This window comes from Streptomyces sp. NPDC030799 (assembly GCF_055572255.1).
This window is the reverse complement of sequence record NZ_JBVIDS010000016.1, coordinates 207,065-223,193: the sequence shown is the minus strand read 5'-3', so window position 1 is coordinate 223,193 and position 16,129 is coordinate 207,065. Positions and strand designations below refer to the sequence as shown.

The following is a 16,129-nucleotide window of genomic DNA, read 5'->3' as shown; positions in this document are numbered from 1 at the left end:
CCCCGAAGGCATGGGAGGCTCTGTTCATTGCGAGCCTGAAGTCGAGGAGAGTGAATCCTTGCGGTCCGACGCCAACATCGCGGGACCGATGACCGATCCGGTCCCCGGTCCCCGTACCGAGTCGATGGGGGCGGATGTTTCACGTGAAACACCGCCTCCGATGGACGACACTCCCATCGGTCGTGCGGCCCAACTGGCGGTGGAGGCTCTGGGCCGCGCCGGCGAAGGCCTGCCACGACCGGAGCAGACCCGAGTCATCGTGGTCGCCAACCAGAAGGGCGGCGTGGGCAAGACGACGACGACCGTCAACCTTGCCGCTTCGCTGGCTCTGCATGGCGGCCGTGTCCTGGTGATCGACCTCGACCCCCAGGGCAACGCGTCCACCGCGCTCGGCATCGACCACCACGCCGAAGTCCCTTCGATCTACGACGTGTTGGTGGAGAGCAAGCCTCTGGCCGAGGTCGTCCAACCGGTCTCCGACGTGGAAGGTCTCTTCTGCGCTCCCGCCACCATCGATCTCGCCGGTGCCGAGATCGAGCTGGTCTCCCTGGTGGCCCGGGAGAGCCGACTGCAGCGGGCGATCCAGGCGTACGAACAGCCCTTGGACTACATCCTCATCGACTGTCCGCCCTCGCTCGGCCTGCTGACGGTCAACGCGCTGGTGGCGGGCCAGGAGGTCCTGATCCCGATCCAGTGCGAGTACTACGCACTGGAGGGTCTGGGCCAGCTGCTGCGCAACGTCGACCTGGTGCGGGGGCACCTCAACCCCACGCTGCATGTGTCGACCATCCTGCTCACCATGTACGACGGCCGGACGCGTCTCGCTTCCCAGGTCGCCGAAGAGGTGCGCACCCACTTCGGCGACGAGGTGCTGCGGACGAGCATCCCCCGCTCGGTCCGTATCTCCGAGGCGCCGAGTTACGGGCAGACGGTGCTGACTTACGATCCTGGATCGAGCGGTGCCCTCTCGTATCTTGAGGCGGCCCGAGAAATCGCGCTGAAAGGCATTGGCATCAGCTACGACGCGAGCCAGGCCCACATCGGCGCTCAGAACGACCCGAGCATGGTGGAGGGGATCCAGTGAGCGAGCGACGGAGGGGGCTGGGCCGTGGGCTCGGCGCACTGATCCCCGCTGCACCGACCGAAAAGACCCCGGCTCCGGCCGCGCTGGGAGGCGGAGCCTCCACCTCGCCGGCAGCGGTCCCGGTGCTGACGACTGACCGCGGAGTCGCCGCGGCGAAGGTGGCCACGCTGCCGCCTGTTTCACATGAAACCGAGGAGCCCTCGGCAAGCCCGGGCGCGGAGACGCCGGCTCCTCCGATGGGCGCGCACTTCGCCGAGATCCCTCTTGACGCGATCTCTCCCAACCCCCGGCAGCCGCGTGATGTCTTCGACGAGGACGCGCTCCATGAATTGGTCACCTCCATCAAGGAGGTCGGTCTCCTCCAGCCGGTCGTCGTACGGCAGCTGGGGCCCGGCCGCTATGAGCTGATCATGGGTGAGCGCCGCTGGCGGGCCTGCCGTGAGGCCGGCCTGGAGGCCATCCCGGCGATCGTCCGCGCCACGGAGGACGAGAAGCTCCTTCTTGATGCGCTGCTGGAGAACCTGCACCGTGCGCAGCTGAACCCGCTGGAAGAGGCAGCCGCCTACGACCAGCTGCTGAAGGACTTCAATTGCACGCACGACCAGCTGGCCGACCGGATCGGGCGTTCCCGGCCCCAGGTCTCCAACACCCTGCGTCTGCTGAAGCTCTCACCGACGGTTCAGAAGCGGGTTGCCGCCGGGGTCCTCTCCGCCGGTCACGCCCGAGCCCTGCTGTCCGTCACGGACTCTGAGGAGCAGGACCGGCTGGCTCACCGCATCGTGGCCGAGGGGCTGTCCGTGCGAGCCGTCGAGGAGATCGTCACCCTCATGGGCTCGCGGCCCCAGAAGCCTCAGCGCTCCAAGGGCCCGCGCGCCGGCTCCCGGCTCTCCCCAGCACTGAACGAGCTGGCGACCCGACTGTCGGACCGCTTCGAGACCCGGGTGAAGGTCGACCTCGGTCAGAAGAAGGGCAAGATCACCGTCGAGTTCGCCTCCGTGGACGATCTGCAGCGGATTCTGAGCACGCTCGCGCCGGGCGAGGGGCCGGTGCTGCACGGCGAGCTTCAGGAGAACGTGGCGGAGGACCAGGACGACTGATCCTGGCTCGACCGACTCGGTCGTAACGGGAGCGGGTCATGTCCGGTGTGTATCGGACACGGCCCGCTCTTTTGCTTCGAGTCGCTATCGAGCGAATCGCATCGTGGATACGATGCGATCGGGTATGGCACATCCACCGGACAGCGTCTGTATCTCTGAGTGGGGAGACGGGGGCCATGCGATCGATGAGCCGCACCGGACTGGTGAGCGCGGGCCTGGGCCTTGGGGTGGTCGGCGGATTCGTCGGCAGCCTGCTCAGGGAGCGGAGCGCTCTGACAGCCGCTCGTGATGCGGCGGGCGAAGGAAGCGAGGAACAGCCTTCATGGGGCGTCGGCTCGTGCCGCTCACGCTGGACAACCTTCAGGACCTTCCCTCCCGCTGCCGTTCGTGTGTCTTCTGGGAGTTGGACCCTGTCAGCGGTGAAGCGGCGGTAAAGGCGGGCACCTCCGCGCTGGAGAAGGAGGCCTGGATCTCTGCCGTCCTGCTGGACTGGGGATCGTGCGGCCGCGTGGCGTACGTCGATGACGTGCCGGTGGGTTTTGCGCTCTACGCCCCTCCGGCCTATGTCCCGCGCTCGATGGCCTTCCCCACCAGCCCCGTTTCGCCGGACGCCGTACAGCTGATGACGGCGTTCATCATGCCCGGCTATCAGGGCCAGGGGCTGGGCCGTGTGCTCGTGCAGACGGTCGCCAAGGACCTGCTGCGCCGAGGCTTCCGGGCGATCGAGGCCTTCGGCGACGCCCGCTGGAAGGAGCCCGCCTGCCTGTTGCCGGCGGATCATCTGCTGGCCGTGGGGTTCAAGACCGTCCGGCAACACCCCACACATCCCCGGCTGCGGCTGGAGCTGCGCTCGACGCTCTCCTGGAAGGAAGACGTGGAGATGGCGCTCGACCGGCTTCTGGGAGCGGTACAGAAGGAGCCTGCGCTGCGACCGCTCTAAAGCGAATGGGCCAGCCCATGCGGGTTGGCCCATTCGTGTTTCACGTGAAACGTCACTCGGCGATGAACTCCTCAAGGTCGCGAACGATCGCGGCCTTCGGCTTGGCGCCGACGATCGTCTTGGCGACCTCGCCACCCTGGTAGACGTTCAGGGTCGGGATGGACATGACGCCGTACTTGGCGGCCGTGTTCGGGTTCTCGTCGATGTTGAGCTTGACGATCTCGATCTTGTCGCCGTACTCGGCAGCGATGGCTTCGAGGGACGGGGCGATCTGGCGGCACGGGCCGCACCAGGCGGCCCAGAAGTCCACCAGGACGGGCTTGTCGTTCTTGAGGACGTCCTGCTCGAAGGAATCGTCGGTCACATTCTTCAGGGTGCCGGCCACGGCGGGCTCCTTAACTCGATCGTGCGGTGAGGCGAGGGGGAAGGGGGAAGGTCAGACGGCGGCGGTCTTCTCGGGCTCCGCCTTGTCCTCGTCCGCGAGGGCGGAGAGGAAGCGCTCGGCGTCGAGGGCAGCGGAGCAGCCGGTGCCGGCCGCGGTGATCGCCTGGCGGTAGGTGTGGTCGACCACGTCACCGGCGGCGAAGACACCGGTGACATTGGTGCGGGTGGACGGGGAGGCGACCTTCAGGTAGCCCTCCTCGTCCAGGTCCAGCTGGCTCTTGAACAGCTCGGTGCGCGGGTCGTGGCCGATCGCGATGAACAGACCGGTCACGGGCAGCTCCGACAGTTCGCCGGTCTTGACGTTGCGCAGCTTCAGACCGGAGAGCTTCTGTTCGCCCTGGATCTCGGCGACCTCGCTGTCCCACACGAACTTGATCTTCGGGTCGCCGAAGGCGCGCTCCTGCATCGCCTTGGAGGCGCGCAGGGTGTCCCGGCGGTGGACGATCGTCACGGACTTGGCGAAGCGCGAGAGGAAGGTGGCCTCCTCCATCGCGGTGTCGCCGCCGCCGATCACGGCGATGTCCTGGTCCTTGAAGAAGAAGCCGTCACAGGTGGCGCACCAGGAGACACCGCGACCGGAGAGCGCGTCCTCGTTCGGCAGGCCCAGCTTGCGGTGCTGGGATCCGGTGGCGACGATGACGGCCTTCGCCCGGTGCACCGTGCCGGCGGTGTCGGTGACGGTCTTGATGTCACCCTCCAGGTCGACCGAGACGATGTCGTCCGGGACCAGTTCGGCGCCGAAACGCTCGGCCTGCGCCCGCATGCTGTCCATGAGGTCGGGGCCCATGATGCCGTCGCGGAAGCCCGGGAAGTTCTCGACCTCGGTGGTGTTCATCAGCGCGCCACCGGCGGTGACGGCGCCCTCGAACACCAGGGGCTTCAGCGACGCGCGCGCGGTGTAGAGCGCCGCCGTGTAGCCTGCGGGCCCGGAGCCGATGATGATCACGTTACGGACGTCGCTCACGGCTTGTTTCCTCGTCTCTGGTCTGCGTCGGTCGACCGGTGGGAGTGCCTTTCAGAACTCTCACCCCACCCAACGGATCCTACGGGGCGCGCATTCCCACTGTGCCGGGGCACACGCCACATGTGATCTGTCGCTGCGGTGGCTGCTGTCGTGGCCGGCAGCTCAGGGGCGTGGATAGGACTTCTTCAACAGCACGGTGCCCGATGAAGCGGGCTGCTGTCCGATACAGGCCGCATCGACGATGTAGATCGTGACCCGTGCGCTGTCGCCGGCGTCGGGCACCACGACCAGATAGGCGGACTTTCCGTCGTACCTTCCGGCCTTGGCACCCAAGACGTCGTCCCCCTGGTGGAGTGCGGCCCGAATGCAATCGGGGACGGATGCCTCGGTCTGGATCAGGGTGTTCGCGCTCTCGGTCGACCCGGGGGTGTTCTGGTCGGACTTGAGGCCCGAACGAGGCCGCTGGCTGGGGGATCCCCGCTGGGTGCTCTTCTTGGTGACGAGTAGATCCTTCACCTGGCTCTGGACACTCGCGCCGGAGAAGGGCCCGACGGAGGGCGAAGGCTCTCCGTGGGCGGTGGTGTCGGAGGAATGGTCGCCCAGCGACTCGATCACCAGCGACCCGGCCCCGAGGACGGCCGCGGTGAGAACGGCCCCGAGCATCACGCGCCTGCGCCGCCGCCCTCGCTCGCGCCCCTGGCGTCCCGGACCGGTCGTCGCCTGTGGACGACCAGGAGGCCGGTCCGAGGCAACCGATGTTTCACGTGAAACATGACCCTCGCCGTTCTCCCTGCCCGGCTCGATCTCGCCGGGGACTCCGGCGCTCGACGGTCCGGGGGCGGAGGCGCCGAGGAGTGCCTCGGCGGCGAGGGCGGCATCGATACGACTGGCCACGTCAGCCGGCATACGCTCTGCTTCCGATACGGATCCCAGCAGCCCCCGGATCTCCTCCAGTGAGGCATGGACGTCCGCGCACAGCTCGCATGTGTCCAGATGGCGCTGTACATCCGCGCTGCGGGCCGGAGGCAGAAGGCCTTCGGTGAGGTCGGAGATCTCCGCGACGTCCGGGTGCCCGGCCGTGTCTGTCGTGGAAGTCACGCTCGCCCACCTCCGCCCTTCACTACGGCTGAATCGCTCGGTCTGGCGTTCTTCGGGGCTCCTCTCGGAGACCCCGTTGCAGGTGGGACGGATGTCCCCTCCACCCGGTTCCGTCCCGTGCCGGGTTCTTTCCCGTTTCCGGAACCTTCCGGCCGTAGATGAGTGAGGAGAGGCAGCAGTCGCGCTCTGCCCCGGGCGCATCGGCTCTTCACCGTGCCCGTCGGCACGTCGAGAATCTCGGCGGCCTCGGCCACGGGGTATCCCTGCATGTCCACCAGGACCAGGGCGGCTCTCTGGTCGTGCGGGAGGGTGCCGAGTGCCTCGAAGAGCTGGCGCTGCACATCGTTCCGCTCGGCCGGCGCCGAGGCCGCCTCATGCGGCTCCAGCAGCTGCTCCAGCCGCTCGGTGTCGTCGACCGGTGACGTCTTCCGCGAGGCCACCTTGCGGGCACGGTCCAGGCAGGCGTTCACCGTGATCCGGTGCAGCCATGTTGTGACAGCCGACTGGCCCCGGAAGGTATGAGCGGCCCGGTAAGCCGACACCAGGGCGTCCTGGACCGCGTCGGCGGCCTCCTCGCGGTCCCCCAGCGTCCGCAGCGCGACCGCCCAGAGCCGATCCCGATGCCGCCGGACGATCTCGCCGAAGGCATGGGAGTCGCCTTCCACATGGCGGGCGAGCAGGTCCTTGTCGCTCACTCCGTCGTATCCGGCGTCCTCCGCCATCTGCCCCCTCCGGTCCGGGTGCGACGTCAGCCTGTGAACTTCACTTCGCCGATGGCCTGCTTCCAGCCCGCCGTGGAGTACAGGGTGGAGTCGTACCCCGAGTTCGGCACGGCCGTCAGCCAGACGAGGACGTACTGCGTCTTGACCGACTTGGTGACCTTCACCGTGGCGGTGGTGCCCGTGGTCGTGACGCTGCCGATCTTCGTCATGGAGCCCAGCGACGCCGGCGTCAGCGAATCCGCAGCGTACAACTCGACCGTCGTGTGGTCGCCGCCGTAGCGCATGTCGAGGGTGGCGGTGCTGAGGTTCTTCGCCGAGCCGAGGTCGTACACGATGCCCACACCCGGCTTGTACGGCGCGATCGGCGGACCCGCGAGGAAGCTCTTGGTCTTCCAGTACGTCGACGGGTTGCCGTCGTAGGTCTTGGGTTCGGCACCGGAGTTCTGGGTGGGGCCGTCGGCGGTGAACTCCCGGGCGTTCTGGATCTTTATTGGCTGTGGCTTCGGCTTCGCCGCGCCCTTGTCGCCGTCGTCCGTCGTCTGGCTCTTGTTGGTGTCCTCCGACTTGCCACCCCGGTCCATCAGGGCGTCCGCCAACTGCCAGCTGCCCAGACCGAGGGCGGCGATGAGCAGGGCCGACACCGCCCACTTCAGGGCCTTGCCCGTGCGGCTCTGCAACGGGGGCGGCGGAGGCACGATCGGCTGGGCCACGCCGGGGTGCGGCGCCGGGCGGCCGTACGTGCCCTGCTGGTAGGTCGTGCGCTGGTACTCGGGCGGAGCCGTGAACGCCGGCTCCGGCGGGCGGATGCGCGGCATCTCGCCGATCGCCTTCACCAGCTCCTCCGGCGTGGTGCACGGAGCCTCGTGCCGGGAGGCAGTGGCCCCGTCGTTGGCGAGTGCGCGCATGGCCAATTCGGACAGGCCCCGGTGGACACCGGCCCGTACCTGGTCCGGTGCGATCAGACCGACGCCCTTGGGGAGGCCGGACAGACCGTATGCGTCGCTCTCGTACGGCCAGCGCTGGGTCAGCGCGGCGTACAGCAGGGCGCCGATCCCCTCGGTGTCGGTGCGCTGCGGGGTGTCGGAGCTGATGCCGCGCAGCGCGGCGTTCACGGCCAGGCCCCGGATGCGCCACTGGCCGGTCGAGGCACGCAGCACGGCGTTCGGGTTCAGCCGCAGATGGGCGAGGCCCTCGCGGTGCGCGGCGGCCATGGCGGAGGCGACCTGACTGACCATCTGGTAGGCGTCGTGCGGCTCCAGCGGGCCGGTCGTGAGGAGCGTGGTCAGCTCGGTGGCGTCGGGCAGCCACTCGTGCACGACGTAGACGAGGTCGTTCTCCTCGACGGCGTCCAGAACCTGGACGAAGCGCGGATCACCGAGCAGCGCGGAAGAACGGGCGGCAGCCAGGACGGAACGGGCTCGTACATGGTCCGCGGGAAGGATGTGCACGCCGACGGCACGACGGAGTTTCTCGTCGACCGCACGCCAACTGCTGAATCCGTCCAGACGGGTGACGCACTCCTCCAGTCGGTAGCGTCTGGCGAGCTTGTGACCGCTGTGCAGTTCGGGAGGCGAGGCCTTCTTCCCCGGACCCTCGGTCACGCCGCTCCCCCGTGCCTCGTCGCTGTCCGTGTCCCGCTCCGGGTTCTTGGCCACCCCGTCGGCCGTGGACTGGTCCGCCTTGGCGGTCAGCGGTTGCTCACCGCTGTTGTCTGCCACGTCGACGGCAGCCGTGCTCCGTTCCGCCACCGTCGTCCCTGCCTCCCCATCCGTTGCACGCTGTCCGACGCCGAAACCAATTGTGCCCACAGTCCGCCGCTATGCACGACACACGGCGGCGGACGATGGTTGTGCACTTACCCCCGCCTCAACGGCCCAGACGTCCGCGGACCATGCCCACGAGCGAGTTGAGTTCCTCGATACGCATCCGACGGGCGGCCACGAAGAAGATGCCGAACAGGACGGCACCGCCGGCGACCAGCGCGGCCAAGGAGCCGAGGACGCCCTGGCCGAGGGTGTGCCCGATGCCGTAGCAGGCCGCGCCGCTGAGCAGGGCCGCGGGCACCGAGGCGATGCACAGGCGCGCGTACGTCCGCAGCACCCGGGTGCCGTCCAGGTCACCGCCGAGCCGCTTGCGCAGCCGCCGCCAGGCGACACCCACGCCGATCGCGTAGGCGAGGCCGTACGCGGCGGCCATCCCGGCGACCGCCCAGCGGGCGGGCAGCAGGAAGTAGCAGAGCGCGGAGGCGCCCGCGTTCACCGCCGCCACGATGACGGTGTTGTAGAAGGGGGTGCGGGTGTCTTCGTACGCGTAGAAGGCGCGCAGGACGACGTACTGCACCGAGTACGGGATCAGGCCGAGACCGAAGGCCATCAGCATGTAGCCCATGTTCGTGGCCGAGCCGGTGCCTGCGGAACCGAAGATCAAGGTGCACATCGGGATGCCGAGTGCGAGGAAACCGAACGCGATCGGGACGATGGCGACGGCGGTGGTGCGCAGGCCGTGCGAGATGTCGTCGCGGATGGCACCGGCGTCACCCTCGGCGGCCGAGCGCGAGATGCGCGGCAGCAGGGCGGCCATCAGCGACACGGTGATGATGGCCTGCGGCAGACCCCAGATCAGCTGGGCGTTGGCGTAGGCGGCGAAGCCGGTGCCGCCGACGCCGGAGTTCTTGCCGGCGGCGGTGGACAGCTGGGTGACGACCATGGCGCCCGCCTGGTTGGCGAGGACGAACAGCACTGTCCACTTGGCGAGCATCGCGGCCTTGCCCAGGCCGTGGCCCCGCCAGTCGAACCGCAGCCGGATGCGGAACCCGGTTTCGCGCAGATACGGGATCATCGCCAGCGCCTGGACGACCAGGCCGAGGAGCACACCGACACCGAGCAGGCGCTGGGCCTGCGGCGGGATGTTCTCGACCGCCATATGGGAGTTGGCGGAGGTGCCGTAGACCCAGATGAACATGCCGAGCGTCACGATGATGACGATGTTGTTCAGGACCGGCGTCCACATCATCGCGCCGAATTTGCCGCGGGCGTTGAGGATCTGGCCCATCACCACATGGATGCCCATGAAGAAGATCGAGGGCAGGAAGTAGCGGGTGAAGGTGACCGCCACGTCGTTGGCGGCCGGGTTGCCGGCGATGGTGGGAGACAGCAACCGCACCAGCAGCGGCGCCGCGAACATCGCCAGACCGGTGAGTGCGGCCAGGGCCACCATCACCAGGGTCAGCAGCCGGTTGGCGAACGCCTCGCCGCCGTCCTCGTCCTCCTTCATGGACCGCACCAGCTGCGGAACGAAGACGGAGTTGAGCCCGCCGCCGACGGTGAGGATGTAGATCATGGTCGGCAGCTGGTAGGCCACCTGGAAGGAGTCACCGAGGAAGCCGATGCCGAGCGCCGCGGCGATCAGCGCGGAGCGGATGAAGCCGGTGAGGCGGGAGACCATCGTGCCCGCCGCCATCACGGCACTGGACTTCAGCAGCCCGGCGGCCTTGCCGCCCTTCTTCGCGGGGGCGACAGCGGCCGCGGGAGCCGCTGCAGTCACGGGCGCGGCGTCCCCCTGCGGACCTGCGGGGTCCGGTGCGGGTGCCGGGGCGGGCACCGGCGGCTGCACCGGGTTCGCCGGGGCGGCCGGGTAGTGGCCGTCGGGACCGTATCCGGTGCCCGGAGCGGCGGCCGGTGCGGAGAAGCCCGGCTGATCCATGGGCGGCTGCCCACCGCTCTGCTGCTGGTCCTTGAAGAGGTGCGCGAACGCGTCCGGCTCGTGGTACTCCTCGCCCGAGTGCGTGACCAGGTCGTCCACGCCCACGAACTGGGTCGTGCGCGGGTCGTCGCCGTACGGCATGTACGGGGTCGCGCCCTCCGGCTCCGGTGCGGGCGTCTGCGCCCACACCCGCGGGTCGGGCGCATACGGTGACGGGGCGGGCGGGCCGTACAGCGGCTGCTGGTGCTCGTAGCTGCCGGCAGGGGGCGGCGGGTGCGCGGCGCGGTCGTAGAGCGCCTCGGCGACCGGGTCCTGCGCGGCCAGGTCGTGCGCGCGGTAGGGGTCCTGGTCGTAGGCGTCCTGGAGGTACATGTCCGCCGCTTGCTGCGGCGGTACCTGACCGGGCTCGGGCGGCGTCTCGGGGTAGCCCGAGCCGGCCGCGCCCTGGCCGCGATCACCGTCGTACGGCGCGTTCATGCTTACCCCACCTCATCGTCCCTGGCTCACCGGCCACGACATCGCTCAACGGTCCACTCTCTCACCCGTCCCGGACGGGTCGGTGCTTTCCGGTGCGGTGTCCGGCGCAGGGTCACTCGGGTGCTCCGGGTCGTCTGCCCCGGAGGGGGAGCCGGATTCCTCCGGCTTTTCCGGGAGACGATCCGTCGGGGCGCCGGGGTTCCCCGGCTCGTCGGTGGCCTCTTCCGCCGTGCCGGTGCCGTCCTCGTTCTGGCGGGCCGCGGCGCGCTTGCGCTGGGTGTACATCCGGAAGCCCGCGAGGACGAGGAGGAGTACGCCGCCGCCGATGACCAGCATCACGGTGGGCGTGATCTCGGTGACCTTCACATCGAAGCTGACGGGGTCGCCGTACTTCACGCCGTCCTCGGTGTACAGCTGGGCGACCACTGTGACCCGGCCGTTCGCATTGGCCGAGGTGGTGAACTTCACGGACTGGCTGTGTCCGCCGGAGATCTCGACCCGCTGCTCGGAGTAGGCCTTGCCGCCGATCTTCAGACGGGTCGGCATGCTCGAGGTGAGGCGCAGGACCAGATGTCCGACGGGCTGGACGAGGTTGTTCTGGACGGTCACCGGGATGGTGGCGCTGCGGCCGGAGAGCTTGGTCTCCGACTTGTCGATCAGTTTGACCTGGTCGGCCAGGTGGTCGAGCCAGCCCTCGACACCGTCCCGGTAGCTGCTCGCTTCCGCGCTCCTGCCCTGCCACGACGTGGACATCTCACGGTTTATGGCCCGCCCGAACGGGGTCACGACACGGGACTGGTCGGAGAGGATCACCTGGAAGCTGTCGAGCTTGTCCTCGGTGCGCGCGATCTGCTCGAAGGCCGTCCGCGGCAGTTCCCGCGAGCGCAGCGAGGAGGGATAGGCGGACCCCGACGGGATGCGCGTGGTGGCATCCGGGTCGGGCTTGTCCTTGGCTGCCGCGCCGAGATCCTGGGACTGGGACCAGTTCCCGCCCTGGAGCGCCTTCAGCGCCGCCGCCATCGCCTGCGCCTGGCTCCCCGTGGGCATGCGCTGCGGGGCGACGACGACGCTGCGCTGCTTGTCGGTCTGCGCGTTCACCTCGAGGCTCTGGGCCAGGAACTCCTGCACGGCGAGCGTGGCCGAGCCCGCCTTCGTCAGATCGTCCTCGAAGGCCGTGGACAGCCGGGCGTCGGAGACCACCGCCGTGGTGCCCCCGCCGACCGGGCGGGCGGCGGACGGCGTGTACGACAGCCCGGCCGTCTCCTGGAGGCTGTCGCTGCGGGCGATCACGCGGTCGGCTCCGGCGGAGGTCGCCACCTTCATGATCGCCGGATCCACGGCACCCTCCACCGGCCAGGCGAAGTCGGTGCTCGGTGTGACGTGAAGCACGGTCTTGACGGTGATGGCGGCGACGTCGGTGGCGTCCTTGAGGTGGCTGAGCGAGCCGGTGACGCTGGTGCCGTTGTGCGCGAGGGAGGCCAGGTCCGGGTCACCGAAGGGCAGCGCGACGACCTCCTTGCCCGCCACTGCCTTCTGCAGGTTCGCCAGCCACTGCTTGGCGACCGCCTGGTGCTCCCGCGGGCCGGGTGTGGTGGTGTCCCCGTCGCCCGGCAGCCGGTAGTTACCGGTCGCCATCCTGTCCACCGAGGCCAGCAGGTCCGGGTCGATCACCCAGGTGACGTCGAGGTCCTTGCCCAGCTCCACCATCTGGGCCAGCCGGCCGCCCGGCGCCAGCTCCTTGGCCAGGTCGTCGTTGAGGAACACGGGCGTCTGGAGCTCGCCGGCGCCCGTCTTGGCCGTCATGTGGACCGTGGAGAGCAGCGGCCACAGGAACGTCGTCCTGGTCTTGGTGCCGGCCTCGGACGGCTGCCACGGCAGGAACGTCCGCTGGATGCCGAGCACCTGGTCCCAGGGCCGCGCGGCGGTCTGGCCGGAGAGGGAGACACCGAACTCGTACACGCCGTCGTCGCCGAGATCGAGCTTGTCGACGGGGACGGAGATGCTGAAGTGCTCGGCGACGCCCGGGGGCAGCTTGGAGAACTTCTCCTCGTACTTGCCGCCGACCTCGGAGCCGGTGTCGCCCTGCAGGGCGTCGGAGTGCCGGGCGACGGCGTCGATCGCCGAGCGGGTGTTCAGCTGGGGACCCACCCGCAGACCCACGTGGGCGCCGGTGACGGTCTGCTTGCCGTTGTTGGTCACCGTGCCCGACACGGTCAGCGTGTCCCCGTCCGTGGGGGCGCTGGGGCCGAGCGAGTCCAGGGAGACGGAGACCGTGTCCGAGGAAGCGGCCTGTGCAGGCGCCGCGGCGGGCAGCTGCAGCAGCCCGGCCAGCAGAGGCGCCCCCGCGAGCAGCGCGCCGGTGCGCCGCAGCCACCGGCGGGCAGGTGAGGCACTGGTCCCCTGGAAGTCTGCCGCCTCGGCCACGCGCTCGCCCGTCCCTCGTCGTCGTCAGTGGTCGTCGGAATGTGCGTCCACGCATGGTAACGATGTGCGCTGAGCGGAAGTGCCGCGGTCTCCTCCACAAGATCGGGAAACCTCGACAGCCCGTCCTCTATATCCAGTATCGAGGGGAGACCTTCCGAACGCCGTGAGGGCAGTGCTTGCGGTGGTATGCCGGGAGCCGTCCGCAGCCCCGGCCAGGGCCGTCCCTGGAGGAAATGGAGGGCGCCCCTGGTCGCCGGGGCACGTACCCTCTTCTGTTGTGCCGAACCCCAACGAAGACACTCCCTCTGCCCTGAGCCAGGCGCAGCAGCGCGCGGTCGCTGAGCTGCTGCGGGTGGCGCCCGTCGCCGACGATCTCGCCCGTCGATTCCAGGAGGCCGGGTTCTCGCTCGCCCTGGTCGGTGGATCGGTGCGCGATGCGCTGCTCGGCCGGCTCGGCAACGACCTGGACTTCACGACCGACGCCCGCCCCGAGGACGTACTGAAGATCGTCCGACCATGGGCGGACGCCGTCTGGGAGGTCGGCATCGCCTTCGGCACCGTGGGCGCGTACAAGGGTGGCTACCAGATCGAGATCACCACCTACCGGTCGGAGGCCTACGACCGCACCTCGCGCAAGCCCGAGGTGTCGTACGGCGATTCCATCGAGGAGGATCTGGTCCGCCGGGACTTCACGGTGAACGCGATGGCCGTGGCGCTGCCCGAGAAGGAGTTCATCGACCCGCACGGTGGCCTGGAGGATCTCGCCACACGGGTGCTGCGGACGCCGGGTACGCCCGAGGCGTCGTTCTCGGACGATCCTCTGCGGATGATGCGGGCCGCGCGGTTCGCCGCCCAGCTGGACTTCACGGTTGCCCCCGAGGTCGTCACCGCGCTGAACGAGATGGCCGGACGCATCGAGATCGTCTCGGCCGAACGGGTCCGTGACGAGCTGAACAAGCTGATCCTGTCCGCACACCCGCGCAAGGGGCTCAGTCTGCTCGTCGACACCGGGCTCGCCGCTCATGTGGTGCCGGAGCTGCCGGCGCTGCGGCTGGAGCGGGACGAGCACCACCGCCACAAGGACGTCTACGAGCACACGCTGATCGTCCTGGAGCAGGCGATCGCGCTGGAGCAGGACGGTCCCGATCTCACGCTGCGGCTGGCCGCGCTGCTGCACGACATCGGCAAGCCGCGGACGCGCCGCTTCGAGAAGGACGGCCGGGTTTCGTTCCACCACCATGAGGTGGTCGGCGCCAAGATGACCAAGAAGCGCATGACCGCCCTGAAGTACTCCAACGAGCTGGTGAAGGACGTCTCGCGGCTGGTCGAACTTCATCTGCGCTTCCACGGCTACGGCACCGGCGAGTGGACGGACTCGGCGGTGCGGCGTTACGTCCGTGACGCGGGCCCGCTGCTGGATCGCCTGCACAAGCTGACCCGCTCGGACTGCACCACCCGCAACAAGCGCAAGGCTGCCGCGCTGTCCCGGGCCTACGACGGCCTGGAGGAGCGCATCGCCCAACTGCAGGAGCAGGAGGAGCTGGACGCGATCCGCCCGGACCTCGACGGCAACCAGATCATGGAAATCCTGGGTGTCGGTCCCGGCCCTGTGGTCGGCAAGGCGTACCAGCACATGCTGGAGCTGCGTCTGGAGAACGGCCCGATGGAGCATGATGCGGCTGTGACGGCCCTCAAGGACTGGTGGGCCGAGCAGAGCTGATCTCTGCCGAGTTGGGCTCGGCGATGTTTCACGTGAAACATCCGCCTGGGCTTCCGGCGTCGAGGGGTGATGTTTCACGTGAAACATCACCCCTCTCCGTTTCCCGGTCGCAGCCTCAGTGCCGCTCGAACCGAGCCAAGGCAACGGCGACCCCGCCGTACAGCACGGCGACCAGGATCACCAGGAGTGTCGAGCGGCCGTCCGGCGGCAGCATCAGAGCCGCCACTCCCGCCGCGCCGACGAAGGCCACGTTGAAGAGCACGTCGTACACGGAGAAGATCCGGCCGCGGAATGCGTCGTCGACGCCGGCCTGGACGATGGTGTCGGTGGCGATCTTGGCGCCCTGGGTGATCAGGCCAAGAACGAAGGCCGCGGCCAGGAGGGGCGGGGCGGCGAAGGGCAGCCCGAGGGCAGGCTCCAGTACGGTGGCGGCTCCGGAGCACACCGCGATCCACCGCTCGGGACCGAGGCGCCCCGCCGCCCACGGCGTCACCGCAGCGGCCGCGAAGAATCCCGCACCGGACGCCGCCAGCGCGAGTCCGAGCAGTCGAAGCCCCTCCTCGGACGTCGTGGAGAGGGCGTAGCGGCACAGCATGAGCAGAAGGACCAGCAGCGCGCCGTAGCAGAAGCGCATCAGCGTCATCGCGGCCAGCGCCCAGGCGGCCGCCCTGCGCTGGGGGGCGGCCAGGTGACGGACAGCCGCGACGAGGTCGCGTGCGGTGTCGGCGAGTGCGGTGGACAGGTGCGGGCGTTTCGGCTGCTGGTCAGGGCCGAGGAGCGAGGGCGCCAGGGTGAGGGCGCTGAGGCCGGCGCACAGATAGAGGAAGGCGCCGAGCAGAACCACCGCCGCGTCGGATCCCGACGCCACGAGCCGCACGGCGAAGGCCAGACCACCGCCCGCGGTCGCGGCGAGCGTCCCGGCTGTCGGCGACAGCGAGTTGGCGAGCACCAGACGCTCGGCGTCCACCACACGGGGCAGAGACGCGGACAGTCCGGCGAGGATGAAGCGGTTGACGGCCGTGACGCACAGCGCGGAGACGTAGAACAGCCAGTCCGGTACCTGGCTGACCATCAGCGCGGCGGTGGCCGCGGCCAGCACGGCGCGGAGCAGATTGCCGTACACGAAGACCTGTCGGCGCCGCCAGCGGTCCAGCAGGACGCCGGCGAACGGACCGACCAGTGAATAGGGGAGCAGCAGGACCGCCATCGCGGAGGCGATGGCGGTGGCCGAGGTCTGTTTCTCCGGGGAGAAGACGACATACGCGGCGAGCGCGACCTGGTAGACGCCGTCGGCGCCCTGGGACAGGAGGCGGATGTACAGCAGGCGTCGGAAGTACCGCAGGTGCAACAGGACGCGCAGGTCACGGACGACGGGCATGGGGCACAGCCTCACATATGCGGAAGGTCCCCGGGTCGGTGAACCCGGGGACCTTCACAGCCCTGGCAGGAGCGTTCTC

At 69.2% G+C, this 16,129-nt stretch carries 12 protein-coding genes; 4 read left to right on the top strand and 8 right to left on the bottom strand.

Annotated elements, in window-relative coordinates:
- Nucleotides 1–10 precede the first annotated feature (10 nt).
- The 3 genes from ACZ41I_RS34550 to ACZ41I_RS34540 all read left to right on the top strand — a co-directional run bounded on the left by ACZ41I_RS34550 (nucleotide 11) and on the right by ACZ41I_RS34540 (nucleotide 3,121).
- Nucleotides 11–1,084: a ParA family protein gene (locus ACZ41I_RS34550; protein WP_363214176.1), complete on the top strand. Its 1,074-nt coding sequence runs from the start codon at nucleotides 11–13 to the stop codon at nucleotides 1,082–1,084.
- Nucleotides 1,081–2,181 carry a ParB/RepB/Spo0J family partition protein gene (locus tag ACZ41I_RS34545; protein ID WP_399766831.1) on the top strand — a complete coding sequence of 367 codons (1,101 nt, stop codon included), beginning with the start codon at nucleotides 1,081–1,083 and terminating at the stop codon, nucleotides 2,179–2,181. Before ACZ41I_RS34550 ends, ACZ41I_RS34545 begins: the two co-directional genes overlap by 4 nt.
- Nucleotides 2,182–2,503: 322 nt before the next feature.
- Nucleotides 2,504–3,121 carry a GNAT family N-acetyltransferase gene (locus ACZ41I_RS34540; protein ID WP_399766835.1) on the top strand — a complete coding sequence of 206 codons (618 nt, stop codon included), beginning with the start codon at nucleotides 2,504–2,506 and terminating at the stop codon, nucleotides 3,119–3,121.
- A gap of 52 nt (nucleotides 3,122–3,173) precedes the next feature.
- Here the strand turns inward: ACZ41I_RS34540 and trxA are convergent, their stop codons facing one another.
- From trxA to ACZ41I_RS34505, 7 genes are all read right to left on the bottom strand, one after another.
- Nucleotides 3,174–3,506 carry a thioredoxin gene (trxA, locus tag ACZ41I_RS34535; protein ID WP_363214125.1) on the bottom strand — a complete coding sequence of 111 codons (333 nt, stop codon included), beginning with the start codon at nucleotides 3,504–3,506 and terminating at the stop codon, nucleotides 3,174–3,176.
- A gap of 51 nt (nucleotides 3,507–3,557) precedes the next feature.
- Complete coding sequence (trxB, locus tag ACZ41I_RS34530; protein ID WP_363214124.1) at nucleotides 3,558–4,529, bottom strand: thioredoxin-disulfide reductase; 972 nt, start codon at nucleotides 4,527–4,529, stop codon at nucleotides 3,558–3,560.
- A gap of 162 nt (nucleotides 4,530–4,691) precedes the next feature.
- Complete coding sequence (locus tag ACZ41I_RS34525; protein WP_399766839.1) at nucleotides 4,692–5,627, bottom strand: anti-sigma factor family protein; 936 nt, start codon at nucleotides 5,625–5,627, stop codon at nucleotides 4,692–4,694.
- The gene (gene sigM / locus ACZ41I_RS34520) at nucleotides 5,624–6,349 is read right to left on the bottom strand and encodes an RNA polymerase sigma factor SigM (protein ID WP_363214122.1); all 726 of its coding nucleotides are present in this window, start codon (nucleotides 6,347–6,349) and stop codon (nucleotides 5,624–5,626) included. Before sigM ends, ACZ41I_RS34525 begins: the two co-directional genes overlap by 4 nt.
- A gap of 26 nt (nucleotides 6,350–6,375) precedes the next feature.
- Nucleotides 6,376–8,097: a protein kinase family protein gene (locus ACZ41I_RS34515; protein ID WP_399766842.1), complete on the bottom strand. Its 1,722-nt coding sequence runs from the start codon at nucleotides 8,095–8,097 to the stop codon at nucleotides 6,376–6,378.
- Between the two features lie 118 nt (nucleotides 8,098–8,215).
- Entirely contained in the window at nucleotides 8,216–10,528 is a 2,313-nt protein-coding gene (gene murJ / locus ACZ41I_RS34510; protein ID WP_399766844.1) for a murein biosynthesis integral membrane protein MurJ, read from the bottom strand.
- Between the two features lie 45 nt (nucleotides 10,529–10,573).
- Nucleotides 10,574–12,952 (bottom strand): DUF6049 family protein, encoded by a 2,379-nt coding sequence (locus tag ACZ41I_RS34505; RefSeq protein WP_468515892.1) that lies wholly within the window; start codon nucleotides 12,950–12,952, stop codon nucleotides 10,574–10,576.
- Between the two features lie 277 nt (nucleotides 12,953–13,229).
- Between ACZ41I_RS34505 and ACZ41I_RS34500 the strand changes: the two genes are divergently transcribed.
- Nucleotides 13,230–14,672 carry a CCA tRNA nucleotidyltransferase gene (locus ACZ41I_RS34500; protein WP_468515891.1) on the top strand — a complete coding sequence of 481 codons (1,443 nt, stop codon included), beginning with the start codon at nucleotides 13,230–13,232 and terminating at the stop codon, nucleotides 14,670–14,672.
- Between the two features lie 115 nt (nucleotides 14,673–14,787).
- Here the strand turns inward: ACZ41I_RS34500 and ACZ41I_RS34495 are convergent, their stop codons facing one another.
- Complete coding sequence (locus ACZ41I_RS34495; RefSeq protein ID WP_468515890.1) at nucleotides 14,788–16,050, bottom strand: MFS transporter; 1,263 nt, start codon at nucleotides 16,048–16,050, stop codon at nucleotides 14,788–14,790.
- Between the last annotated feature and the right edge of the window lie 79 nt (nucleotides 16,051–16,129).